Annotated in this window: 18 protein-coding genes, 5 tRNA genes and 1 rRNA gene; 17 read left to right on the plus strand and 7 right to left on the minus strand. The window is 45.7% G+C overall.

Annotated features, from left to right (window positions below; genetic code table 11):
- Positions 1-132: 132 nt before the first annotated feature.
- Positions 133-249, plus strand: a 5S ribosomal RNA gene (gene rrf, locus R7R78_RS10020).
- A 91-nt stretch (positions 250-340) separates the two neighbouring features.
- Here rrf and ilvY read toward each other — a convergent pair.
- On the minus strand, positions 341-1,231 hold the full coding sequence (gene ilvY / locus R7R78_RS10025; protein WP_005379097.1) for an HTH-type transcriptional activator IlvY: 891 nt from the start codon (positions 1,229-1,231) through the stop codon (positions 341-343).
- Positions 1,232-1,374: 143 nt separating this feature from the next.
- Here ilvY and ilvC point away from each other — a divergent pair, with 143 nt between their 5' ends.
- Positions 1,375-2,859 (plus strand): ketol-acid reductoisomerase, encoded by a 1,485-nt coding sequence (ilvC, locus tag R7R78_RS10030; protein WP_005379098.1) that lies wholly within the window; start codon positions 1,375-1,377, stop codon positions 2,857-2,859.
- 278 nt (positions 2,860-3,137) lie between these two features.
- On the opposite strand, the gene ubiK is transcribed toward ilvC, so the two are convergent.
- The 4 genes from ubiK to R7R78_RS10050 all read right to left on the minus strand — a co-directional run bounded on the left by ubiK (position 3,138) and on the right by R7R78_RS10050 (position 8,362).
- Positions 3,138-3,389 (minus strand): ubiquinone biosynthesis accessory factor UbiK, encoded by a 252-nt coding sequence (ubiK, locus tag R7R78_RS10035; RefSeq protein ID WP_005379099.1) that lies wholly within the window; start codon positions 3,387-3,389, stop codon positions 3,138-3,140.
- Between the two features lie 131 nt (positions 3,390-3,520).
- A complete protein-coding gene (gene vmeD, locus R7R78_RS10040; RefSeq protein WP_005379100.1) occupies positions 3,521-6,643 on the minus strand; it encodes a multidrug efflux RND transporter permease subunit VmeD in 3,123 nt (1,040 codons plus the stop codon).
- A gap of 12 nt (positions 6,644-6,655) precedes the next feature.
- On the minus strand, positions 6,656-7,762 hold the full coding sequence (vmeC, locus tag R7R78_RS10045) for a multidrug efflux RND transporter periplasmic adaptor subunit VmeC (RefSeq protein WP_005379101.1): 1,107 nt from the start codon (positions 7,760-7,762) through the stop codon (positions 6,656-6,658).
- An 18-nt stretch (positions 7,763-7,780) separates the two neighbouring features.
- Entirely contained in the window at positions 7,781-8,362 is a 582-nt protein-coding gene (locus R7R78_RS10050) for a TetR/AcrR family transcriptional regulator (protein ID WP_005384254.1), read from the minus strand.
- Positions 8,363-8,532: 170 nt separating this feature from the next.
- On the opposite strand from R7R78_RS10050, the gene rep reads away from it, so the two are divergent.
- Positions 8,533-10,548, plus strand: a complete 2,016-nt coding sequence (rep, locus tag R7R78_RS10055) for a DNA helicase Rep (RefSeq protein ID WP_005379104.1) — start codon at positions 8,533-8,535, stop codon at positions 10,546-10,548.
- Positions 10,549-10,621: 73 nt separating this feature from the next.
- Here rep and R7R78_RS10060 read toward each other — a convergent pair whose 3' ends face one another.
- Positions 10,622-11,035, minus strand: a complete 414-nt coding sequence (locus R7R78_RS10060; RefSeq protein ID WP_005384252.1) for a c-type cytochrome — start codon at positions 11,033-11,035, stop codon at positions 10,622-10,624.
- Between the two features lie 335 nt (positions 11,036-11,370).
- On the opposite strand from R7R78_RS10060, the gene R7R78_RS10065 reads away from it, so the two are divergent.
- From R7R78_RS10065 to R7R78_RS10085, 5 genes are all read left to right on the plus strand, one after another.
- Positions 11,371-11,447 (plus strand) — tRNA-Arg (locus R7R78_RS10065).
- Between the two features lie 33 nt (positions 11,448-11,480).
- Positions 11,481-11,556 (plus strand) — tRNA-His (locus R7R78_RS10070).
- Between the two features lie 69 nt (positions 11,557-11,625).
- A tRNA-Pro gene (locus R7R78_RS10075) sits at positions 11,626-11,702 on the plus strand.
- 48 nt (positions 11,703-11,750) lie between these two features.
- Positions 11,751-11,826 (plus strand) — tRNA-His (locus R7R78_RS10080).
- A 64-nt stretch (positions 11,827-11,890) separates the two neighbouring features.
- Positions 11,891-11,967 (plus strand) — tRNA-Pro (locus R7R78_RS10085).
- Between the two features lie 195 nt (positions 11,968-12,162).
- Here the strand turns inward: R7R78_RS10085 and R7R78_RS10090 are convergent.
- Positions 12,163-12,888 (minus strand): HAD family hydrolase, encoded by a 726-nt coding sequence (locus R7R78_RS10090; protein WP_225473483.1) that lies wholly within the window; start codon positions 12,886-12,888, stop codon positions 12,163-12,165.
- Positions 12,889-13,549: 661 nt separating this feature from the next.
- Here R7R78_RS10090 and R7R78_RS10095 point away from each other — a divergent pair.
- From R7R78_RS10095 to R7R78_RS10135, 9 genes are all read left to right on the plus strand, one after another.
- Positions 13,550-15,265: a dipeptide ABC transporter ATP-binding protein gene (locus R7R78_RS10095; protein ID WP_005379108.1), complete on the plus strand. Its 1,716-nt coding sequence runs from the start codon at positions 13,550-13,552 to the stop codon at positions 15,263-15,265.
- A gap of 92 nt (positions 15,266-15,357) precedes the next feature.
- Complete coding sequence (locus R7R78_RS10100; protein ID WP_225473484.1) at positions 15,358-16,911, plus strand: ABC transporter substrate-binding protein; 1,554 nt, start codon at positions 15,358-15,360, stop codon at positions 16,909-16,911.
- Positions 16,912-17,058: 147 nt separating this feature from the next.
- The gene (locus R7R78_RS10105) at positions 17,059-18,036 is read left to right on the plus strand and encodes an ABC transporter permease (protein WP_005379110.1); all 978 of its coding nucleotides are present in this window, start codon (positions 17,059-17,061) and stop codon (positions 18,034-18,036) included.
- A gap of 2 nt (positions 18,037-18,038) precedes the next feature.
- A complete protein-coding gene (locus R7R78_RS10110) occupies positions 18,039-18,989 on the plus strand; it encodes an ABC transporter permease (protein ID WP_225473486.1) in 951 nt (316 codons plus the stop codon).
- Positions 18,990-19,146: 157 nt separating this feature from the next.
- Positions 19,147-20,166, plus strand: a complete 1,020-nt coding sequence (locus R7R78_RS10115; protein ID WP_225473487.1) for an SPOR domain-containing protein — start codon at positions 19,147-19,149, stop codon at positions 20,164-20,166.
- Positions 20,167-20,392: 226 nt separating this feature from the next.
- Positions 20,393-21,400, plus strand: a complete 1,008-nt coding sequence (locus R7R78_RS10120) for a substrate-binding domain-containing protein (protein WP_017636149.1) — start codon at positions 20,393-20,395, stop codon at positions 21,398-21,400.
- A 55-nt stretch (positions 21,401-21,455) separates the two neighbouring features.
- The gene (locus R7R78_RS10125) at positions 21,456-22,391 is read left to right on the plus strand and encodes a LysR family transcriptional regulator (protein WP_005379132.1); all 936 of its coding nucleotides are present in this window, start codon (positions 21,456-21,458) and stop codon (positions 22,389-22,391) included.
- A 269-nt stretch (positions 22,392-22,660) separates the two neighbouring features.
- A complete protein-coding gene (locus R7R78_RS10130) occupies positions 22,661-23,065 on the plus strand; it encodes an SMR family transporter (RefSeq protein WP_213912313.1) in 405 nt (134 codons plus the stop codon).
- Positions 23,062-23,391 carry an SMR family transporter gene (locus tag R7R78_RS10135; RefSeq protein ID WP_005478614.1) on the plus strand — a complete coding sequence of 110 codons (330 nt, stop codon included), beginning with the start codon at positions 23,062-23,064 and terminating at the stop codon, positions 23,389-23,391. The genes R7R78_RS10130 and R7R78_RS10135 overlap by 4 nt, the downstream gene beginning before the upstream one ends.
- Positions 23,392-23,449: the final 58 nt, after the last annotated feature.

The following is a 23,449-nucleotide window of genomic DNA, read 5'->3' on the forward strand; positions in this document are numbered from 1 at the left end:
GAGCTAACCTGTACTAATTGCCCGTGAGGCTTAACCATACAACACCCAAGGGGTTTTGATGGACTCAATGAAAGAACATTGAATGTGTAAGAACGAGAATTAAAAAAACGGCTTTCCAGATTAAAGAATTTGCTTGGCGACCATAGCGTTTTGGACCCACCTGACTTCCATGCCGAACTCAGAAGTGAAACGAAATAGCGCCGATGGTAGTGTGGGGCTTCCCCATGTGAGAGTAGGACATCGCCAGGCTTTAAATTTAAGAAGCCCGCTCGAAAGAGCGGGCTTTTTTGCATCTATAGAGTTTTAAAATTAGCTCACTTTATACCTAAAAAGTGTTCATCTAAGGTGCGATATACTTGCTCTCTGCAACCTTCCAAAAGGCTTTAACAAGCGGATTCTCCAGCTGAGTTTTGTTGCAGCAAACACCAAGTTTAAAAGGTTTAATTGGTAAGACTTTTAAACGATTTATCTTTTCTCTTACCGGACTGTTGTTGATTACAACATCAGGTGCGATACCTACTCCACACCCCAATGCAACCATACTTACGATGGCTTCATGTCCGGAGGTTTGTGCGTAGATCTTTGGCTTTATTTTCATTTGTTTGAGCCAAGTATTGGCCCTGTCCCTTGCCGTTCCTGCTTCTGGGAGTATGAATGGAATGACCGACCAGTCTGGTTTTTCTTTTTGTAGCTCTTCAGCAAACGCACTAACCCCAACAGGTACGATGACAGAAAGTGGGATTTCACTGATCGTTTCAAATGCGATTTTATTTGGCATCTGTTCTGACTTGGCTGATATGGCAATATCGGCTTCATCTGCTAGTATTTTGTCGATCGCTTGAGCTGGATCGCCGGTTGATAGTTTGAACTCAATGAAAGGGTTCTGAATACGAAAGTCAGAGATTAGCTCCGGAAGATGGCTGTAGCTTGCAGTAACAGAACAAAAGAGACGGATTTCTCCTTTCAATTCATCCTCGGTTCCCTTCAGGTGACTCTGATACTGCTGCCATTCGCCAAGAATCTTTAAGGCTACTGGGACTAGCTTTTTACCTTGGATAGTTAAATCAACGCTACGGTTGTCGCGTAAAAACAATTGTTGGCTGGTTTCCTCCTCTAATTTTTGTATCTGTCGGCTTAAGGCTGAAGGGCTAATATGCATTGCCGCTGCGGTCTTGGCGAAACTTTTACTCTCACAGAGATGAATGAAAAGTTGCAGGCTTTTGATATTCATTAAATTTTCATTTCCATGTTGCATAAATTGCAATAACTAATTGTGAATATATCACTTTAAGCAATCTCATGTCTGTTTTAGTATGAAGTTATTCGGTAAGGCAATTACTGACCTCAATGGAAGAATCTCAAAGGAGCACCCAGATGGCTAATTATTTCAATACCCTAAACTTGCGCGAGCAGTTGGACCAATTAGGTCGTTGTCGTTTTATGGACCGCAGTGAGTTCGCTTCAGAAGCGGATTATCTGAAAGGTAAGAAAGTAGTCATTGTAGGTTGTGGTGCTCAAGGTCTTAACCAAGGTCTGAACATGCGCGACTCTGGTCTAGACGTTGCTTATGCGCTTCGCCAAGCCGCGATTGATGAGCAACGCCAGTCATTCAAAAACGCAAAAGACAACGGTTTTGAGGTAGGTAGCTACGAAACGCTAATTCCACAAGCTGATCTAGTAGTAAACCTTACTCCAGATAAGCAGCACACAAACGTTGTTGAGACGGTAATGCCGTTGATGAAAGAAGGCGCAGCACTAGGTTACTCTCACGGTTTCAACGTTGTTGAAGAAGGCATGCAAATCCGTAAAGACCTAACGGTAGTAATGGTTGCACCTAAATGTCCAGGTACGGAAGTTCGTGAAGAATACAAGCGCGGTTTCGGTGTACCGACTCTTATCGCTGTTCACCCAGAGAACGACCCAAAAGGTGAAGGTTGGGATATCGCGAAAGCTTGGGCAGCAGCAACCGGTGGTCACCGTGCTGGCTGTCTAGAGTCTTCTTTCGTTGCTGAGGTGAAATCTGACCTAATGGGTGAGCAAACTATCCTTTGTGGCATGCTACAGGCTGGCTCTATCGTGTGTTACGAGAAGATGATTGCTGATGGTATTGATCCTGGCTACGCTGGTAAGCTTCTTCAATACGGTTGGGAAACCATCACTGAAGCACTGAAGTTTGGTGGTATCACTCACATGATGGATCGCCTAACTAACCCTGCAAAAGTGAAAGCATTTGAGCTTTCTGAAGAGCTAAAAGAACTGATGCGTCCGCTATACAACAAGCACATGGATGACATCATCACCGGTCACTTCTCTAGCACTATGATGGCTGACTGGGCAAACGACGATGCAAATTTACTAGGCTGGCGTGCAGAAACGGGTGAAACTGCTTTCGAAAACTACCCAGAAACTGACGTAGAAATCTCTGAACAAGAGTACTTCGATAACGGTATCTTGATGGTTGCTATGGTTCGTGCGGGCGTTGAGCTAGCATTCGAAGCGATGACGGCATCTGGCATCATCGATGAGTCTGCTTACTACGAGTCTCTACACGAGCTGCCACTTATCGCAAACACTATCGCACGTAAGCGTTTATACGAGATGAACGTGGTTATCTCAGACACTGCGGAATACGGTAACTACCTGTTCGCTAACGTAGCAACGCCGCTTCTACGTGAGAAGTTTATGCCAGCCGTAAATACTGACGTAATTGGTAAAGGTTTAGGTGAAACGTCTAACCAAGTGGATAACGCGACTCTTATCGCTGTGAATGAAACAATCCGTAACCACCCTGTAGAGTACATCGGTGAAGAGCTACGTGGTTACATGACTGATATGAAGCGTATCGCGGTGGGCGGCTAAATGACTGGCCTTAAGGCTCCATTTAGGTGTCGAAGGTGCTCGTTTACTATCGTAAAGTCCGCGCCTTCTCCTAGAAATGAAACCTTCATACAGCGTAATTTACTTAGTCTCAAGTAACGCAGTAGATAAACTCCAGGCAGACTGGAGTGATAAATACAAAATAAAACACAACATCTAATCAAAAGGCTTGGTCGCCGTTGACCAAGCCTTTTTGTTTTTAGCCGATTTATCTGCGCGCCGATAAGAAAAACGCTCCTTTGTGAGGAGCGCTTTGATACTTATTTTTCAGCAAGCTTTTCTTCAAGTTGCGCCAACTTCTGTTCCATTTCTGTTAGCTTTTGACGTGTACGTAGTAAAACTTGAGTTTGAACATCAAACTCTTCGCGACTTACAACATCTAGCTTGTTTAGCTGGCCTTGGATTACTTGACGAACTTTCTGATCGACATCAGAGCCCAATTCTTTTACAGGTTGAGGCATTGAGTCGTGAATCTGTTTAGCAATTTGCTCTAATTTCTTTGGGTCAAACATAGTGGCTAAAACTCCTTTTGATTTGTCCTCATTTTAAGTAAATGATACGTGAAAGTCGCCACTTAGATGGCAAAAAAGAGAGCGGCAATAAAAAAGGCCACCGAAGTGACCTTTTTGAATGCCTTAATAGCTTATCTGTTATCCGCTAATTCACGATGAGCTGCTTTCGCTTCGTCAACTCGCGCTAACTTCTCCAAGTCTTTGTCTTCAACAAATACTGGCAGAGGTTTGTGTTTTTCAGCTAGGTAGCTGTAAATCACAGGTAGTACGAATAGTGTGAACAGTGTACCGATTGCAAGGCCTGCAACGATGACGATACCGATACTGAAACGTTGCGCGGCACCTGCACCTGTTGCGTACATCAGCGGGATCAGACCTGCGATCATCGCTGCAGTGGTCATTAGGATAGGGCGAAGACGCACTTTCGCAGCTTCCATCACCGCATCAATACGAGACAGTTTATTATGTAACTGCTCTTCTTTGGCGACTTCACAGATCAAGATACCGTGCTTGGTTATTAGGCCGACCAGCGTGATCAAACCAACCTGCGAGTAGATGTTCATCGAGGCTGTACCCCAGGCCAATGCGATCAAGGCACCACAGATTGCCAGAGGTACAGATACCATGATGACAATAGGGTCGCGGAGTGATTCAAATTGAATCGCCAGAACTAGGAAGATGATCGCAAGTGCAAGACCGAAGGTTGCATACAAGGCACTACCTTCCGTTACAAACTGACGAGATTCGCCCATGTAATCGTGGTTATAGCCTGCAGGCAGCTTGGTTTGTGCAATATTCTCAAACCAGTCGATTGCGTCACCCATAGCAACACTAGGCGATGGTACTGCACCCACAGTCGCTGAGTTTAGCTGGTTGAAGTGTGGCAAAGAGCGAGGCTCAGCCACCACATCGATAGTAATCAGACTGCCTAATGGAACCGCTTTACCATCCACAGAGCGTACATAGTAGTTCTTCATCGATTCTGGGTTTAGACGCCATTTACGCTCAACTTGAGGAATCACCTCATACGAGCGGCCATTCAGGTCGATTCGGTTTACATAACCATCTGCCATCATGGTGCTGAGAGTGATGCCAATGTCTTGCATAGTCACACCGTAGGCACCCGCTTTGTCTTTATCGATCTTGATCTTCATCGTTGCTGAATCGTAGTTCAAATCCAGGTCGGAATAGACAAACATTGGGCTACTTGCAACATCGGTTAGAATATCGCTAGCGATAGTAAACAAGCTCTCGAAGCTATTTGGTGTTGTAATTACAAACTGAACAGGTAGACCTGAGCCTGCACCTGGAAGCTCTGGCATTTGGAATGCAGTGACAGACATACCAGGCACACTTGATACTAGGCCACCCACACGTTTCGTGATTTCAGATTGGCTTGCCTCTCGTTCACTCCAAGGCTTCAATGTTGCTAGGCCAAACGCTTGGTTTGAGTTTGGTACACCATTAAAGACCTGTGCGTATTCCACCTCCGGTTGATCTGAGAGTATTTGGTTTACGTCATCCATGGTATTTTGGATATAGTCCAAGTTCGCGTTTGATGGGGCGGTACCCATCAGCATGACCACACCTTTATCTTCAGATGGTGCTAGTTCGCTAGGAATAAACTTGAACAAGACCGGTAAGCTTGCAAATACAATGATTGCAAACGCAATAACAACCGGACGATGAGCCATTACCGCTTTCAACATGCCTTCGTAACGAGTGGTCATGCCATCAAGGATATGGTGAACTTTTTGCTCAAACTTGCTTGGCTTCTCGTTCGCCTTCAGCATCTTCGAACACATCATTGGTGATAGTGTCAAAGCGATGATGCCGGATACGAATACTGAACCTGCCAGTGTCAAAGCGAACTCTTTGAACAATGAGCCGGTGATACCACCCATCAACGCGATCGGCGCGTACACTGCACCTAGCGTCAATGTCATCGCGATAACTGGAACCGCAATTTCACGCGTACCAATAATTGCAGCTCGGAATGGCGATTCCCCTTCTTTGATGTGACGGTCAACGTTTTCTAGTACAACGATCGCGTCATCCACCACCAGACCGATGGCAAGCACCATCGCCAGTAGCGTCATCAAGTTCCAAGAGAAACCCATTGCCTGCATCACCATTGCCACACCAATCAATGAAAGTGGAATGGTCACGATAGGAATGATTACCGCGCGGAATGAGCCCAGGAACAGTGTGATAACCACAAGTACGATGACCGCTGCTTCAAGAATCGTTTTCACTACTTCGTGAATCGATTCGTTGATGGCGATAGTTGAGTCGTACATTACGTTCATTTTGATGTTACTTGGTAGGTTGCGCTCAAGCTGAGGCAACAGTTCAAGTACGTCTGCTGCAATGTTGATTGGGTTAGCACTTGGAGCTGCGTTGATCGCTGCAACCACAGCTTCTTGACCGTTTGCACTTGCGCGATAAACGTCGTGACTCTTCTCTAGCGTTACTTTAGCGATATCACCTAGGCGGATGACATCCCCTTCACCAGTTTTCACGACCAATGCCTCAAGTTCAGCAACGTTTGATACCTGAGTATCTGCGCTACCGTTATAAAGCACGAACTCACCCGTCGCTTGACCGGTTGCAGATTGGTAGTTGTTGGCGTTAAGAACGCTCATCACATCGGTTGCGGTCAACTTCAAAGCGCCCATTTTGGCAGGATCTAGCCATACGCGCAGTGCGTACTTCATACCACCATACAGGTCAACTTTGGACACACCGTTTACGGTGAACAACTGCGGGTTGATTACACGCTCAAGGTAGTCAGTGATCTGGCTTGAAGATAACTCGTCACTCGTAAAGCCGATGTAAAGCACTGCGGTAGTCGAACCTGTCGACATGGTTACGGTTGGATCTTCGGCTTCTTTTGGTAGCTGTGAACGTACCGAGTTGGTTTTCGCCAGAATGTCAGACAACGCCGCATTTGGGTCAGTATTCAACTTCATGTTTACAGTAATGGTCGATTTACCCAGTACCGATTGCGAAGTCATGTAATCAATATTATCGGCTTGCGCTACCGCTTGCTCCAATGGCTGAGTAATAAAGCCTTGGATCAAGTTGGCACTTGCACCGTAGTAACTGGTGGTCACGGTGACCACCGTATTCGTCATTTCAGGGTATTCACGAACCTGCATTTTGAACACCGCTTGCAAACCAAGCAATGCAATCAAAAAGCTGATCGATACCGCTAAAACTGGACGTTTTATAAAAACATCTGTAAAGCGCATGATGCCTCCAACTTAAAGCATTGGTGTTTCAGCAGGTGGGGTAGTTGCATCGCTTTCGACAATGCTTACTTTCGCATGGTTACTCAAACGGACTTGACCCGACGTCACCACTACATCACCTGGCTTCACGCCTTCTAGAATGTGTGCGATATCTTTAGAGCGTTCGCCAACTTTTACCACATGCTGCTTAACGCGTTTTTCGCCATCTTCTTCTGTTACGATGTAAACATTGTCGCCATACAGCGTAAATGTGATCGCGGTTTGAGGTAGAGTGACCTGATTTTCTAATTTAGGCAGAATGATGTTTGCACGCGCGAACATACCACTACGTAGTTTGCCGTCACTGTTAGGGATATCCGCTTGAACTTGAATCAAACCACTTTGTACGTTTACAGCTGGTTCAATCGCAGAAATAGACCCTTTGAAAGGTTGGTCTGGATAAGCGTCAACAAAGATATCCACTTCTTGATCGATATTGATACGTGAAATATCGGTTTGTGGCACGGTGAAGCGCAAGCGCATTACGCTGGTGTCTTCCAGGCGAACAATGTCGGTGCCCGCCTGTAGGTACTGACCGAGGTACACGTTACGAATACCTACCACACCATCAAATGGCGCTTTGATTTCGCGTCGGTCGATGGTCGCTTTCAGGCTTTCAATATCCGCTTTTAAGGAGAAGTAGTTTGCTTCTGCTTCGTCATACGCTTCTTTAGAAATAGAGCCTTTTTTGAATAGGCCTTGGTAGCGTTTGTATTTCGCTTCTGCCGCTGGCAACTTAGCTTGCGAGCTCTTCAAATTTGCTTTTTCGACTTCAGAATCAAGCAACACTAATGGCTGACCCGATTTAACTTGAGTACCGGAATCAAACGCGATTTTATCGATAACACCGCTGGTCTCATTTGCTACCGTCACGCCTTGGTTTGGCTCGATAAAACCAATTGCTTCGATGACTGGTACCCAGTCCACCGCTTGCACTTCTGTCACGGTTACTGGGAACTCAGGTTCAGGACGGTTTGCCATGTATTCAGCGATCTTTTGTTGCTTAAATAAATTGAAACCTATCACGCTGCCGAACAAGAGAACGGCGATAAGTAACATAAAGAAAGTCCACTTTTTCATTCTATTAAGAACTCCAAGTTAGTGTTTAATAATTGCATCCCAACTGGCTTCAATAGCGGCCTCTAATGCCGTCTTATCCAGTTGATAAAATCCCAAAGCGTGTTTCCGAGCAAGTGCAACACTTGCCTCAAAACTTAATCCAGAAAGTACTTCGTTATCGAGAAGCTTGAATACTCCCTCGTCTTTACCCTGATTAAAAAGAAGATCTACTTGGGCAAACATTTGTCTCTCAAGTTCCCGAGCTTTGCTACTATTTGAACAGGGTAAAGACTCATATTGGACTCGGTTGCTGATCGCACTTAAGTTCGAGCTCGCTAAATTCCAAATATTGAGCCACATGGTTCGATAACGCTGTTTTAAAGGCATCTCTTCACTAACACCTAGTTGCACCGCAGTAGCAACACGCTTAGCAACGTTAAGGCGTAGTTCCTCTAAAAGATGTTCTTTATCTGAGAAATAACGGTAAATCGTCCCTGCTGCGACACCTGCCTCATTGGCGAGCTTTTGCATGGAAAGCCCTTGAAAGCCAGATTCAGCAATGAGTTGTTCAGCAGCGACTAAGATTTGTTCTCGTTTATCTACAGCAGGGTTATCCTTCATAATGTCACCCTTTAGTGAATGAACGTTCATTCATTATAGCTTAAATACCCGCCATTTATGCAACAGAATATTGCACTTAATTGGTGTAAAAATTACAAGAAATCAGCATAGCTTTCACGAGGCCACCCCTTTATCATAGGCGCCACATTCATCACCCGCAGAGAATTTCTATGAAGCTGAACCCTAGTCAAGATGAAGCCGTGAAATACGTGTCTGGTCCATGCCTAGTGCTAGCTGGTGCTGGCTCGGGCAAAACTCGTGTTATTACCAATAAAATCGCTTATCTGGTTCAGCAATGTGGTTACAAAGCGCGTAACATTGCGGCGGTGACGTTTACCAACAAAGCGGCACGTGAAATGAAGGAGCGTGTAGGTCAAACGTTAGGGAAAGGTGAGTCTAAAGGTTTGATGGTATCAACATTCCACACTTTAGGATTGAACATCATCAAGCGTGAGTACAAGCATTTAGGGTTGAAAGCGGGCTTCTCACTGTTTGATGACCAAGACCAGCTAGCTCTGCTCAAAGAACTTACCGAAAAGCAGCTTGATGGTGATAAAGATCTGCTACGTCAGCTTCTGAGTTGTATTTCCAACTGGAAAAACGACATGTTGACGCCAGAGCAAGCCAAAGCGCGTGCGCAAGGTGAACAGCAACAATTGTTTGCGTTCTGTTTTGATATGTACCAAAAGCAAATGAAAGCCTATAACGCGCTTGATTTTGATGACCTAATTTTGATGCCCGTTTTACTCTTACGTAATCATGAAGACGTTCGTCAGCGTTGGCAGAATCGTATCCGTTACCTACTGGTTGACGAGTATCAAGATACCAACACGAGTCAGTATGAGCTGGTCAAATTAATTGTCGGAGAACGTGGACGATTGACGGTTGTAGGGGATGACGATCAGTCTATTTATTCATGGCGTGGTGCGAAACCTCAGAACCTCGTGTTGCTGGGTGAAGATTATCCGAATTTGCGTTTGATTAAGCTAGAGCAAAACTACCGTTCAACGAGTCGAATCCTGCGTGCGGCCAACATTTTGATAGCTAACAACCCTCACGTCTATGAGAAGTCCCTGTTCTCTGAAATTCCTGACGGTGAAAAACTCAAAGTGTTGTTGGCTAAAAATGAAGAGCACGAAGCAGAGCGCGTAACGGGTGAACTAATTGCGCATAAGTTCCTAAACCGTACCGAATATAAAGATTATGCGATTCTATATCGTGGTAACCACCAATCACGTTTGATTGAAAAGTCTCTGATGCAAAACCGTGTACCGTATAAAATTTCTGGCGGCACCTCGTTTTTTGCGCGCGCAGAGATTAAAGACATCATGGCGTATTTGCGCGTTTTGGTTAATCCGGATGACGACAATGCATTTTTGCGCATTGTGAATACTCCACGACGTGAAATTGGCCCAGTAACGTTAGAGAAGTTAGGCAGTTATGCCAATATGCGAGGGAAGAGCCTGTTTGAATCGAGCTTTGAAATGGGGCTCGAACAGCACCTAACGGGACGTGGTCTAGAAAACTTGCGTCGTTTCACCCAATGGCTAGTGGCGATTGCTGATCAAGCTGAGCGTGGTGATACCGTCGAAGCGGTTCGTTCGCTAGTTCGTGATATCCATTATGAAGATTGGCTATACGAAACTTCAGCAAGTCCGAAAGCCGCTGAAATGCGAATGAAGAACGTTTCTGACCTTTATTCATGGATAGTGGCGGACCTAGAGGGTGACAACTACGATCAAGAAGAGAAAACGTTAAAAGAAGTCGTTCAACGTTTGACCTTGCGTGACATGATGGAGCGCGGTGAAGAAGATGAAGACAGTGATGCAGTACAACTGATGACCTTGCACGCATCAAAAGGCCTTGAGTTCCCATATGTATACTTAATTGGGTCCGAAGAAGGTATTTTACCGCACCAAACCAGTATTGATGAAGATAACGTGGAAGAAGAGCGTCGCCTGATGTACGTTGGTATTACTCGAGCGCAACGTGAACTGACTTTCACTATGTGCAAAGAGCGTCGGCAGTTCGGCGAGTTGATCAAACCGACTCAAAGCCGCTTTTTGGATGAGTTGCCATTTGATGACGTTGAATGGGAAGTAAACAAAAAGCCAGTATCAGCAGAAGAGCGTATGGCGAAAGGTCAAGCACACATTGCCAATATTCGAGCAATGTTTAAGAAGTAAAGTAACCTTGTTCTCACTGACTAAAAACAAAAAGGCTTGCCAACTGGCAAGCCTTTTTCGTTGATGTCTTTACTTATAGACCTTCAATCATGTGGTCAATTGCTGCGATGATTTCATCGTCAGAACAGTCCATACAGGTCCCTTTGGCTGGCATCGCATTGAAGCCTTCTAATGCGTGCTTCACTAACGTATCTTTGCCTTGTGCAATACGTGGTGCCCAATCATCGGCATTACCTGTTTTAGGTGCGCCGTTTACACCAGATGCGTGACAAGCAATACAAAAAGTACCATAAACTGTGGCGCCATCACGTGGACCGGTTGGTTCTTCTTTCACTGGCTCAGAACCTGCTAGATAAACATCACCGACAGGTTGGATGCGTTCTGCGATCGCATCGTATTCAGTTTGGCTGATGTCAGAAGCTAAAGCTGCCGTAGAAAACGTTAAGGCAGCGAACAAAACGCTAATCATTTGTCGAGACATATCCATTAAACCCACTTCACATTCCCGAGGTAAGTGACTTACCTATTTATATAGTTAGAGTATTAATGCCGAGCAGAGAAATCATTAAATTCCACTGAATGGCATAGAATGATTAGACAACTTGGTTGCAGCTGTTAAATCAATGTAAATAATGGGTGATTATATCCCGATAACTTGTTGCAATAAACAACAAGTTATCCATGACAGGGCGTGAATCACATCAAAAATCCACTTTAACGGAAGATAACTGTCGAAAAAGAGACCAAACGATAAAAAAAGTAAAAAAAGTACTAGACGGCATAGAGTGATATCCGTATTATTCCACTCCGCCGATAGGGCATGCGCCCGTAGCTCAGTTGGATAGAGCGTTGGCCTCCGGAGCCAAAGGTCGAAGGTTCGAATCCTTTCGGGCGTACCATTGCCTCGGAGGATACATCGGTAAAAATCAGTGGTGGCTATAGCTCAGTTGGTAGAGCCCCGGATTGTGATTCCGGTTGTCGCGAGTTCAAGTCTCGTTAGCCACCCCATTCTTTCTTTTTTAGATTGAATGAGGTAGCATTGCTCCCAATCTTGATTCAATCAAGATAAAACATCGTCGGTGAATAGCGCAGCTTGGTAGCGCATCTGGTTTGGGACCAGAGGGTCGGGGGTTCGAATCCCTCTTCACCGACCACTATTTAGTTTATGGCTCGAATAGAGCGGTAAACAGCAAAAATTGATGGTGGCTATAGCTCAGTTGGTAGAGCCCTGGATTGTGATTCCGGTGGTCGCGAGTTCGAATCTCGTTAGCCACCCCATTAATTAAGGTGACTTCTTAGTTGGAGTGTCCTGTCTGATTTGAGAAAATCAGCAAATACAGTTCGGTGAATAGCGCAGCTTGGTAGCGCATCTGGTTTGGGACCAGAGGGTCGGGGGTTCGAATCCCTCTTCACCGACCACTATTTAAAGCCTCAGTCGAAAGACTGGGGCTTTTTTACATCTCTCCTGAAAAGAATCGGCATTCCATTTCAATTTTCCCCAAAAGTGTACAGCTCTAGGGGCTTTTGACCACCTATGATCTAAATGCTTTTCGAGCTGACAAAATAAACCCCAGAGCAGTGTCTGGGGTTTTGTATTTTTCTAATCCGCTGCTTTTATTGGGCGAGTGTTTTAAGGATTTCTTTCACTTCTACCGTTTTTTGGATTTCAAAACTTGGCGTTATATCCGTTGAGTTACTTGCGCCTGTCGCATTCACCCACACACTCAAAATGCCCATATTGTTAGCGCCAGCAATGTCAGCAGGTAAAGAGTCGCCCACGTGTATAGCCTCTTCTGGTTTTACTTCGACCAAGTTGAGCGCTTTTTGGAAAATACTTGTAGCAGGTTTCTCTTCTGGCTCTTCTCCTCCCACAATAACATGGTCCACCCAGTTGCTCATTTGTGTCGCGTTTAATTTAGGGTGTTGAGAAAAAATCGGGCCGTTAGTGATCACGACGAGTTTGTAATGTTGACGAAGGTCGCTGAGCATTTCTTTTACACCAGGGAAGAAAGTGAACGCACCCATACGTGCAGAGTCAAAGTAGTCTTGAGCTTGTTGAGCCTCTTTTGCAGTAATGTTGACGCCGTGCTCCGCCAAGATGTTTTGGATCAGGCCACAACGGAAGGCATTTTCATCGGGTAGCAGAGCCACAAGGTGAGGGAACTCAGCATTCAGCTTTTTGTATACACCCTGTAAGTAGCGCTGCAAAAACGCTTTTGGATCGGTAACTTGTGGGTAGGTTTTATGAATCCAAGTTGTAAACGCTTGTCCTGCAACTTTATCGGCTTGTGACGTTGCACATAAAGTCTCGTCCATATCAAAAAAAATCGCTTTAAGCACAGGGGCTCCTTTTATTTACGGCTTGGCTTAGACACTGTTCATCTATTATCCCACTCTCAATTATGTCGTAAAGGGTTAAAACCGGCGAGTTTTCTTATGACGTACGAATGAGGATAGCGGTACTTTCCTTTGCTTAGTCAATAAACCGCTTAAGTGGCGCATAATCTGCGTTGGAGCAGGATTTGTGTGGTTTTGCTGTTTTGTTCACGTTTTGACCTATCCTTTCTCTTCCTAAGTTTGGCTTTTTGTATTTGCCGACTATTTTATTAATAGTTTTTTATGTTGAAAAAACACTTTTTGCATATGATATTGTTTGTTAAATGTTAATAAATGCACATGAATAATATGGTTAATGATCTTGTTTAGCTCATGTTTACTTTTAGAGCATTTTTCTAGTTTTATTGGTGCATGACGCACAAAAATAGTGTGATATGAAAATGGTTAAATACTTGTTAATGCATTTTTATTCGCTAATTGTGCGTTTATTTAATGTTTTTTCGGCGGAATATACTTTAATTGTTGCTTTTTTGTGTGATTTTTGCCAAATTATTTCCGCATTAAGATTTCAGAGTATTATTCTGAATTTGAACGGATTCATTCAGGTGATGAATGGTGCCTTTGGCATGATTCGATACCACAGACAAGGCAGTAGAGGTCTGAAATGTCACTATTAGAAGTGAAAAACCTTCGTATTGAATACCCATCCCGACACGGCGTTCACGCTGCCGTGAAGTCACTTTCTTTTCATATTGAACGTGGTGAAATCGTGGGTGTTGTTGGCGAATCAGGTGCGGGTAAATCCACCGTTGGTAACGCCGTTATTGATTTGCTTAGCCCTCCAGGTCGCGTTGCTAGCGGCGATGTTTTCTTGGATGGAGAAAAAATTTCTGGCCTATCACCAGAAGCGATGCGTAAGGTTCGCGGCTCGAAAATAGGTTTTATTTTCCAAGATCCGATGACCTCGCTCAATCCACTTTTTACTGTTGAGCAACAGCTGAAAGAGACGATCCACGCCAACATGAAGGTCTCTGATGAAGAGGCGTATCAGCGCGCGCTTTCTCTTATGCAGCAGGTTGGTATTCCGCAACCAGAAAACCGCTTAAAACAGTACCCGCACCAATTCTCTGGTGGTATGCGTCAGCGTGTTGTCATTGCCATTGCTTTGGCTGGTGAGCCTGATCTCATCATTGCGGACGAACCAACTACGGCGTTAGACGTTTCTATCCAAGACCAAATCCTCAACTTGATCCGCGAGCTGTGTATCAAGAACAATGTCGGCTGTATGTTGGTTACTCACGATATGGGTGTCGTCTCCAACGTCACCGATCGCGTGGCGGTAATGTATCGTGGTGACTTGGTGGAGTTTGGACCAACAGCCAAAGTATTGGGCGATCCTGATCACTCTTACACTCGCAGTCTAATTTCAGCGGTACCACGTTCAGACAGAAAGCTAGATCGTTTCCCGTTAGTAAGCTATATCGAAGAAGCAGCGGAAATGGAGCCACTCGATATCAAGAACCACTGGTTAGGACAAAGCCAAGATGAGCGTGAGTACACTGGCCCGCTTTTGGACGTGAAGAACGTCAATCTTCGCTTTGTGACCAAAGACTCTTTGTTCGAGAGCCGCCGAGAATACGTGCAAGCATCTAATAATGTGAGTTTTGAAGTGCACGAAGGAGAAACCTTTGGTTTGGTGGGCGAGTCTGGTTCAGGTAAATCGACCATTGCACGTGTGATTGCTGGTTTATACCAACCTAACTCTGGTCAGGTGAAATTCGAGGGCATTGACCTGACCGCTTTAACCTCTGAGAAAGAGCGCCGCCCAATGCGTCGTCAAATGCAGATGGTGTTCCAAAACCCGTATACCTCAATGAACCCTCGTATGAAGGTATTCGATATTATTGCTGAGCCAATCCGTTTTCATAAACTGACGAAAAACGAGTCGGAAACTCGCCAAATAGTGAATGACCTTCTCGATCATGTTGGTTTGGGTCGAATGGCTGGGCTTAAGTATCCTCATGAATTCTCCGGTGGTCAGCGTCAGCGTATTTCTATTGCGCGTGCGTTGGCGACTCGTCCTCGACTTTTGATTTGTGATGAACCGACCTCAGCACTGGACGTATCGGTACAGGCACAAATTCTAAACTTGCTGAAAGATCTGCAAAGTGAGCTGAACTTGACTATGTTGTTTATCAGCCACGATTTACCTGTTATTCGTCAGATGTGTGACCGAGTAGGTGTGATGCAAATGGGTACACTTTTAGAAGTGGCACCAACAGAACAGTTATTCACGGCACCTCAACACGAATACAGCAAAAAATTGATTTCTCTGATGCCGGAGTTTACTGGCTTGCGAGAAGAGATCGAAACGGCATAAACCAAGCAATTCGCTTGGCTAACCTTTAGTCATAACAAAGACGCAAACACAACAACAAGGGATCCGTATCCCCGCATGAAGGAGTTATGCAAATGAAAACCATGAAAAGCAAATTAGCAGTGGCGCTAATGGCTGCGGGCCTAAGCTTTAACGCAATGGCAGCAGATATCAAAGTTGGCTATGCAGCTGACCCAGTATCGCTTGACCCACATGAGCAGCTATCAGGTGGCACACTGCAAATGTCACACATGGTATTTGATCCGTTGGTTCGCTTTACTCAAAAAATGGATTTCGAGCCTCGCCTAGCAGAAAGCTGGGAACGTATTAACGATACGACTGTTCGTTTCAAACTGCGTGAAGGTGTGAAATTCCATTCTGGCAATACTCTAACGGCTGACGACGTCGTGTGGACGTTCCAGCGTTTACAAAGCTCTCCTGACTTTAAAAACATCTTCGACCCGTACGAAAAAATCGTCAAAGTTGACGGCAACACGTTCGATCTTGTAACTAAAGGTCCTTACCCACTAGTGTTGCAAACCGCAACGTACATTTTCCCTATGGACAGCAAGTTCTACACGGGTAAAACCGCAGACGGCAAAGACAAGTCTGAACTAGTGAAGCACGGTAACTCATTCGCATCGACTAACGTTTCTGGCACGGGTCCGTTCATCGTGACATCACGTGAGCAGGGCGTAAAAGTGGAATTTGAACGCTTTAAAGATTACTGGGACAAAGAGTCGAAAGGTAACGTTGATAAGCTAACACTTGTTCCAATCAAAGAAGACGCGACTCGTGTAGCAGCGCTGCTTTCTGGCGGTGTTGACATGATTCACCCTGTAGCGCCAAACGACCACAAACGCGTTGAAGATGCTGACGGCATCGACCTAGTTACGCTACCTGGTACTCGTATCATCACGTTCCAACTAAACCAAAACAGCAACGAAGCATTGAAAGACGTTCGCGTTCGCCAAGCGATTGTTCACGCAATCAATAACGAAGGTATCGTGAAGAAAATCATGAAAGGCTTCGCAACGGCCGCTGGTCAGCAAAGCCCGGCTGGTTACGTAGGTCACGATGACAAACTGGTTCCTCGCTACGATTTGAAGAAAGCGAAAGAACTGATGAAAGAAGCGGGTTACGAAAACGGCCTGACGCTAACGATGATCGCACCAAACAACCGTTACGTGAATGATGCGAAAGTAGCACAAGCGGCAGCGGCAATGTTGTCTAAGATCGGTATCAAGGTTGATCTGAAGACCATGCCAAAAGCGCAGTACTGGCCTGAGTTCGACAAGTGTGCGGCAGACATGCTGATGATCGGTTGGCACTCAGATACAGAAGACTCAGCGAACTTCAACGAGTTCCTAACTATGACTCGTAACGAAGAAACCGGTCGTGGTCAGTACAACTGTGGTTACTACTCAAACCCAGAAATGGACAAAGTGGTTGAAGCTGCGAACGTAGAGACGGATCCTGCGAAACGTGCAGAAATGCTGAAGGGCGTAGAAGCGACACTATACAACGACGCAGCATTCGTACCGCTACACTGGCAAAGTGAAGCATGGGGCGCGAAGTCTAACGTGAAAGCGGCAGACATCGTTAACCCAATGGTAATGCCTTACTTCGGTGACCTAGTGGTTGAATAATCACGGTTAGTCGACTTTGAGGAGGGATGGATTTCCCTCCTCAACTTAAAGCACTCGACTCAGTTTTGTTTCAGTCGGATTGAGTTGGTTATTTAGACTGAATTTTCTCTCTAATTTAGAGATCTATGGATAGTTAAGGGGCAAGGAATGTTTTCGTTTCTGGTCAAGCGCCTGTTTCAGGCACTGATAGTGATGTTTGTGATCAGTTTGGTGGCGTTTGCCATTCAGGACAACCTGGGTGATCCGCTGCGTGAGCTTGTAGGTCAGTCGGTTTCGGAATCGGAGCGTCAAGCGCTACGCGACGACTTGGGCCTGAACGATCCCTTTATCACAAAGTACACGCGCTTTGTGGGTAATGCACTGCAAGGTGATTTGGGTACCTCATATTTTTTCAAGCGACCTGCGGTTGAGGTGATTCTCGACAAGCTGGTAGCTACATTAGAGCTCGTGTTTGGCGCGACGCTTATCATCATTGTTTTCTCTATTCCGCTTGGGGTGTACTCTGCGATTCATCCTAAGAGTGTTTTTACCAAATTTGTCATGGCGATGAGCAGTGTCGGTATCTCGATTCCGGTGTTCTTAACCGCAATCATGCTGATGTATGTCTTCTCCATAGAACTCGGTTGGCTGCCTTCCTACGGGCGGGGTGAAACTGCTAACGTACTCGGTTGGGAATCTGGCTTCTTTACCATTGATGGTATCAAGCACCTCATCCTACCTTGTATTGCGCTAGCGTCTATCATGCTGCCGTTGTTCATCCGTTTGGTACGTTCAGAAATGCTGGAAGTTCTGAGTTCGGAATACATTAAGTTCGCCAAAGCAAAAGGTTTGAACTTACAAAAGATTTATTACCAACATGCACTTAAGAACACCATGCTACCAGTATTGACGGTAGGTGGCGTGCAGATTGGTACCATGGTGGCCTACACCATTCTTACTGAAACCGTGTTCCAATGGCCGGGCACTGGCTTCCTTTTCCTAGAGGCAATCAACCGTGTAGATACACCGCTGATCACTGCCTACGTTATCTTTGTTGGTCTGATCTTCGTGGTAACCAATACCATCGTTGACTTGCTGTACGGCATCATCAACCCAACTGTGAACCTAACTGGAAAAGGAGCTTAATCATGAGCCAATCAAATTTAACACCAGCTCCTGCTCCATCAACGTGGCAGCGCTTCAAAGAGTCAGATTTTCTGTATTACTTCAAACGCGACAAAGTGGCGATGGCGAGTTTTACCGTCTTTATGATGTTCTTAGTATTGGCATTGGCTGCACCGATTCTTGCGCCAACAGACCCGTACGATCTGACGTCTATCGACATCATGGATTCTGAGTTGCCACCTTCGTGGATGGAAGATGGCGATGAGCGCTTTGTGTTGGGTACTGACGAGCAAGGTCGCGATATTTTATCGACCATTCTTTACGGTTCTCGTTTGTCTTTGACGATCGGCTTTTTAGCCGTCGGTCTTCAGTTGATTCTGGGTATCATCATTGGTTTGTCGGCGGGTTACTTCGGTGGTCGTATCGATAGCTTCTTGATGCGCTTTGCGGATGTTCAACTATCGTTCTCAACCATGATGGTGGCGATCATCGTATCGGCCATTTTCAAAGCCAGCTTTGGCAGCGATTTTTACAGCCAATACGCAGTGGTGATGCTGGTGGTGATCATCGGTGTGGCTGAATGGCCGCAATACGCACGGACTATTCGTGCCTCGGTATTGGCAGAGAAGAAGAAAGAATACGTCGAAGCGGCGCGTGTGATGGGCTTTAAAGCGCCACGCATCATGTTCCGTCACATTCTGCCGAACTGTCTATCGCCAATCTTGGTTATCTCGACGGTACAGGTAGCGAACGCGATCATGTCGGAAGCGGCACTGTCATTCCTAGGTTTGGGTCTGCCAGTCGATCAGCCGTCACTGGGTGCGCTAATCAGCATCGGCTTTAACTACATCTTCTCTGGTGCATGGTGGATTACTGCTTTCCCTGGCATCGTGCTAGTAACATTGGTTTTGGTTATCAACCTGTTGGGCGACTGGCTACGTGATGTATTCAACCCGAAACTGTACAAAGGATAAGAATTTTCCCACCAAGCGTTGTAAATTCACTTAATTCCTTCCTAAACTGAGAGCCGGATGCAAATTCCGGCTCTTTTTTTGCTAGTTATTCTTTGTTCACATTTTTTTGGCGCTTTGCCGCCATAATGACCTTACCCACTAATTTAGAGTGAAGTGTATGGAAATGAAGAAGGCACAACACCCATCTCGTATCTTTCAAGCAAGCCTGGCTTTGGGTTTGTTGCTGGTATGCGCCCAGTTTTCTAATCCAGTTGAGGCGGAGGAGTTCCTTTGCCAAGCCACTCAAGCCAGCGAGAAAGAATTACCGATGCTTGAGAAAACATGCCCAATTGGTAACGGAGTATGGGGAAAGAAAGTGCCGCAAGGAGGCAACTACCTCTACTGGATTCAATGCGGATTACTACCAAAGCCAATGTCACTCGCGAAAGCTAAGCCTCTCTATAGTAAAATCACGACTGACGTATGGATGAAGCCTGAATCCAAAGGCTATCGCTGTTTGATTGGGCCTTACAAAGATCTGTCTGATGCGAGGGATGACTTACGAGGAGTCAAAACCTTGTCGAATTACAAAGAGGCGTTCATCCGAGTGGTTGGGAAAGGGACGAAACAACCAGTAACACCACCTACACCTAAATCTACTGTATCGTCGAAATCAGCCGCATCTTCGGTTAAGCCAACACCGACGGTGACCCCGAAACCCGCGCCAGTTCCTGCTGTGCGAGCTGATACCGACGCCTTTAAAGCGCGGGCAGAGAAGCCAGATACCAAGGCAAAAAGTTCGCGTGATAGCTCTTCGTCTACGCCTGTTGCTAAGACCAAAGCGAAGCCAATTGTCACTGGAAATGATGACATTGAAGTTCGGTTGAGAACTTCAGTACAGGGCAAAACGTACGTGGTCCCATATTTACTCGATCACCATAATCAGTTTTACATGGAACATGGTAAGCCGTGGAACCGCCTCAACTACGAAAACTCGCACAAAGTATGTCAGCAACTGGGTATGAACTTAGCTAACCCTGCAGAGTTTAAAGCGCTGAGGGCGTCTGGGGTGATGGAAAAAAATCAATGGCCACTGCAACTGCCGTATTGGGGCAAAGATAAGAAAGGTTTGTTCGCCGATCGTGAGCCCAATCAGCTCACCGGGACCTCATTATTGAACGTGGTGTGCGTGAAATAACGACTCAGATATTGTGGTCAAAATATAGAAGAAAGCCCCGAGTTCGGGGCTTTTTTGCGGTCTCAAATATTATCGCTATTTGAGTGGCGTTTCTTTGTGATGCGTTTGCTAACACGCTCTACCACTGATATTCATCTCATTATGCGAATTATTTTCACTGAGCTTGTCGGCAGAGAGTCTATTCGTCATAATGTTACTTGTAACATTACTGATAAATCACATATTTATGGCTCAACAGAATAAGAAAACTCGTACGACATTGCAGGATGTCGCAGACCAGGTTGGCGTCACGAAGATGACCGTTTCACGCTATATGCGTAACCCTGAATCGGTGGCAGAAAAGACTCGGGCCAAGATTGCGACTGCGATTGAAGAGATGGGTTACATCGAAAACCGTGCACCGGCGATGTTGTCAAAGTCCTCCAGTAAAGCCATTGGTATTTTACTGCCGTCTTTGTCCAACCAAATTTTTGCTTCCTTTGTTCAGGGCATAGAGATGGTGACCAAAGCCAATGGCTATGAGACGCTTTTAGCGCATTTTAGCTACGATGAGCTTGAAGAAGAGCGCAAGATCGCGTCATTACTCTCTTATCAAGTCGATGGGCTTATTCTAACTGAAAGCCATCACACGCCGCGTACATTACAGATGATCAAAAATGCGGGCATTCCGGTGGTCGAAACCATGGAACTGCCATCGGAGCCGATTGATATGGCGGTTGGACTCGATCATGAAGATGCGTCGTACACCGTGGTTAAGCAGATGCTAGATACGGGGAAGCGTACAATCGTCTATTTTGGCGCGCGTCTGGATACGCGAACCAAATTGCGGATGCAAGGTTACGATCGCGCGATGACAGAAGCAGGGCTAGAACCCAAACATGTATTAACTGGTGATCATTCTAGTTTTTCTTTAGCACATGATTTGCTTGAACGCGCACTGGAAACGCACCCAACGCTCGATGGGGTGTTCTGTACCAACGATGACATCGCAATTGGCACCATGCTGAGTGCGCAGCAACGTGGCATTCAAGTTCCACAGCAATTGGCAGTGGCGGGCTATAACGCGCTGGATATCGGTCAAACCATCAGTCCGAAACTGACCAGCGTTGATACGCCGCGTTTCCAAATTGGTGTAAAGAGCGCAGAACTATTAATTGCGCGCCTGAAAGGCGAAACGCAAGAAGAAAAAGTCTTCGATATGGGGTATCAGATCACGTCGGGAGAGAGTGTTTAACTAATTGTTAACTGCTCTTTGTATTCGCTCATCAATGGTATTGGTAGGTTAGGGTATGGCACATCAGCTGGATGCATTGGATCTCAACTTAATGCGTTTATTAAAAGCCGTGGTGGAAAACCGCAGCATCAAGCTGGCCGCAATGCAGCTTGGCATTTCTCAACCGAGCGCCAGCCGCGGCGTGATGAAGTTGAAGCAAGTGTTTGATGACCCGCTTTTTGTGCGTAAAGCACATGGGGTAGAGCCATCACCCATGGCGATTCGTCTCGCCGCCGAGTTCGACAATATGGTTGCGCCACTGGAAAAAGTGGTGCAAGAATTTGAAGTGTTCGACCCACTGCAATACCAAGGGCAGATTGCGATTGTAACTGACCCTTATTTGATGGATGAACAAGGGCAGCGACTGCTCACTGGTTGTCATCGAGCCTTTCCCAAAGCGCACTTTGCTTTTTCCAGCTGGAATACTTACTCGCACGATGAAATGTTAGAAGGCGAGCACGATTACTGCATTCTTGACCAAGAGACCGAGCTGTCGAAAGACATTTACATGCGCCCGTTATTCGTTGAAAAACGGGTGATTTTGGCGCGCAAAAATCACCCAACGTTGTCGAAAGTCAGCAATGATTGGGACACGGTGTCCAAACTACCACTTGTCTCTTTGCCTGCGCCCGCGTCATATAAACCGCTTTGTACCGTGGAGTCCGAGTATCGACGCATGGGTTATGAGCCAGTAGTGTTACTGAAGTCCTATAATTTGCGTTTGGCTTGCCAAATGTTGCAAGAAACCGACGCGATTATGTATGCCAGTCAAAGCTCGGCATTGTTGATGCCAGAACTCGCCTCTTACGCAATGCCACCCGTTAATCGTGAGTTCAGTCAGTTTGTGGTCTCTGGCGGTTTCCTTCAAACCAACCGCAACCATCCTTTGCACAGACACCTACATAAAGTGGTGCGACAAACCCTCAATACGCCGCTGATTTTTACGCAGTGACGTCACCTGATGGCATCAGCTGAATGAGAGAGCAGATGCTTTAACCTTATCAATGTTGTGTGATTACATAGATAACTTATTTCTTAAGATATTCAAAAATGAATATCTCAATTACCTGTCTCTTTTTCCTACCCAGCGCTAATCTTATCTCAAATAGTCAGGAGAAGTGGCTCATTTTTATCTTTTTAACTTTTTGAATGTCGATACAGGTACGCGACATTCACCATTCTCCGTTATGCATTTTTTTAATTTCTGATGGAGGATTAATCATGCTAGTTGCACGTCTATTTTTATTGCTCGCCATCGTTGCCGAAGTGGCTGGCACCAGCACTATGTCTCTTATCGGACAAGGGCACGGGTGGTGGGGCTACATCGTAATGTATGTGCTGATCGCAATCTCTTACTACTTTCTCGCGTTTGCCGCGAAGAAAATATCGATAGGTGTGGCATACGCTGTTTGGGAAGGGTTAGGTATCTCGTTGATCACCGTGGTGTCGATCATCGCCTTTGATGCCAACTTAAACTATCAAGAATTGTTTGGTTTGATGTTAGCCGTTGTCGGCATTGTGTGTGTGACCTTAGGGGAATCACACGGTCAACCTAACGCTAAGAAAAACGCCGATAAACTGGCAAAAGAACGTTCATTTTCTACTAGTACAAGGTGCGAATCATGAGTCAATTTTTTACGATGTCATTTGGATTTGTCGTGATGGCTGCCTTGGTCGATATCATGGCCAATATGGCGCTGACACGCTCAAAAGGTTTTAAATATAAAGGCTGGGGCATTGCGGCGATTGTGTTGGTACTGACAGCATTCACGCTGTTGGCACAAGCGGTGAAAGAGATAGACTTAGCCATTGCTTATGCCTCTTGGGGTGCGATCGGTATCTTGGGTACCGCAGTGGGTGGAGCCTTGCTGTTTAAGCAGAAACTCAAGCCAATCGGCTGGTTTGGTATCTTTGTGGTGATTGCTGCCGTCGTAGTGATGAAGACCGCTTGATGTAATTTACTGAATGCTAGATATCGTCATTCTGAGCAGCAAGAGACGAGCAAGGTTC

This window comes from Vibrio sp. 2134-1 (assembly GCF_033339495.1).

Bases quoted from the DNA above. Each gene is read 5' to 3' on its own strand.
- ilvY (WP_005379097.1), bottom strand. From the start codon at position 1,231: ATGAATATCAAAAGCCTGCAACTTTTCATTCATCTCTGTGAGAGTAAA.
- ilvC (WP_005379098.1), top strand. From the start codon at position 1,375: ATGGCTAATTATTTCAATACCCTAAACTTGCGCGAGCAGTTGGACCAA.
- ubiK (WP_005379099.1), bottom strand. From the start codon at position 3,389: ATGTTTGACCCAAAGAAATTAGAGCAAATTGCTAAACAGATTCACGAC.
- vmeD (WP_005379100.1), bottom strand. From the start codon at position 6,643: ATGCGCTTTACAGATGTTTTTATAAAACGTCCAGTTTTAGCGGTATCG.
- vmeC (WP_005379101.1), bottom strand. From the start codon at position 7,762: ATGAAAAAGTGGACTTTCTTTATGTTACTTATCGCCGTTCTCTTGTTC.
- R7R78_RS10050 (WP_005384254.1), bottom strand. From the start codon at position 8,362: ATGAAGGATAACCCTGCTGTAGATAAACGAGAACAAATCTTAGTCGCT.
- rep (WP_005379104.1), top strand. From the start codon at position 8,533: ATGAAGCTGAACCCTAGTCAAGATGAAGCCGTGAAATACGTGTCTGGT.
- R7R78_RS10060 (WP_005384252.1), bottom strand. From the start codon at position 11,035: ATGGATATGTCTCGACAAATGATTAGCGTTTTGTTCGCTGCCTTAACG.
- R7R78_RS10095 (WP_005379108.1), top strand. From the start codon at position 13,550: ATGTCACTATTAGAAGTGAAAAACCTTCGTATTGAATACCCATCCCGA.
- R7R78_RS10100 (WP_225473484.1), top strand. From the start codon at position 15,358: ATGAAAACCATGAAAAGCAAATTAGCAGTGGCGCTAATGGCTGCGGGC.
- R7R78_RS10105 (WP_005379110.1), top strand. From the start codon at position 17,059: ATGTTTTCGTTTCTGGTCAAGCGCCTGTTTCAGGCACTGATAGTGATG.
- R7R78_RS10110 (WP_225473486.1), top strand. From the start codon at position 18,039: ATGAGCCAATCAAATTTAACACCAGCTCCTGCTCCATCAACGTGGCAG.
- R7R78_RS10115 (WP_225473487.1), top strand. From the start codon at position 19,147: ATGGAAATGAAGAAGGCACAACACCCATCTCGTATCTTTCAAGCAAGC.
- R7R78_RS10120 (WP_017636149.1), top strand. From the start codon at position 20,393: ATGGCTCAACAGAATAAGAAAACTCGTACGACATTGCAGGATGTCGCA.
- R7R78_RS10125 (WP_005379132.1), top strand. From the start codon at position 21,456: ATGGCACATCAGCTGGATGCATTGGATCTCAACTTAATGCGTTTATTA.
- R7R78_RS10130 (WP_213912313.1), top strand. From the start codon at position 22,661: ATGCTAGTTGCACGTCTATTTTTATTGCTCGCCATCGTTGCCGAAGTG.
- R7R78_RS10135 (WP_005478614.1), top strand. From the start codon at position 23,062: ATGAGTCAATTTTTTACGATGTCATTTGGATTTGTCGTGATGGCTGCC.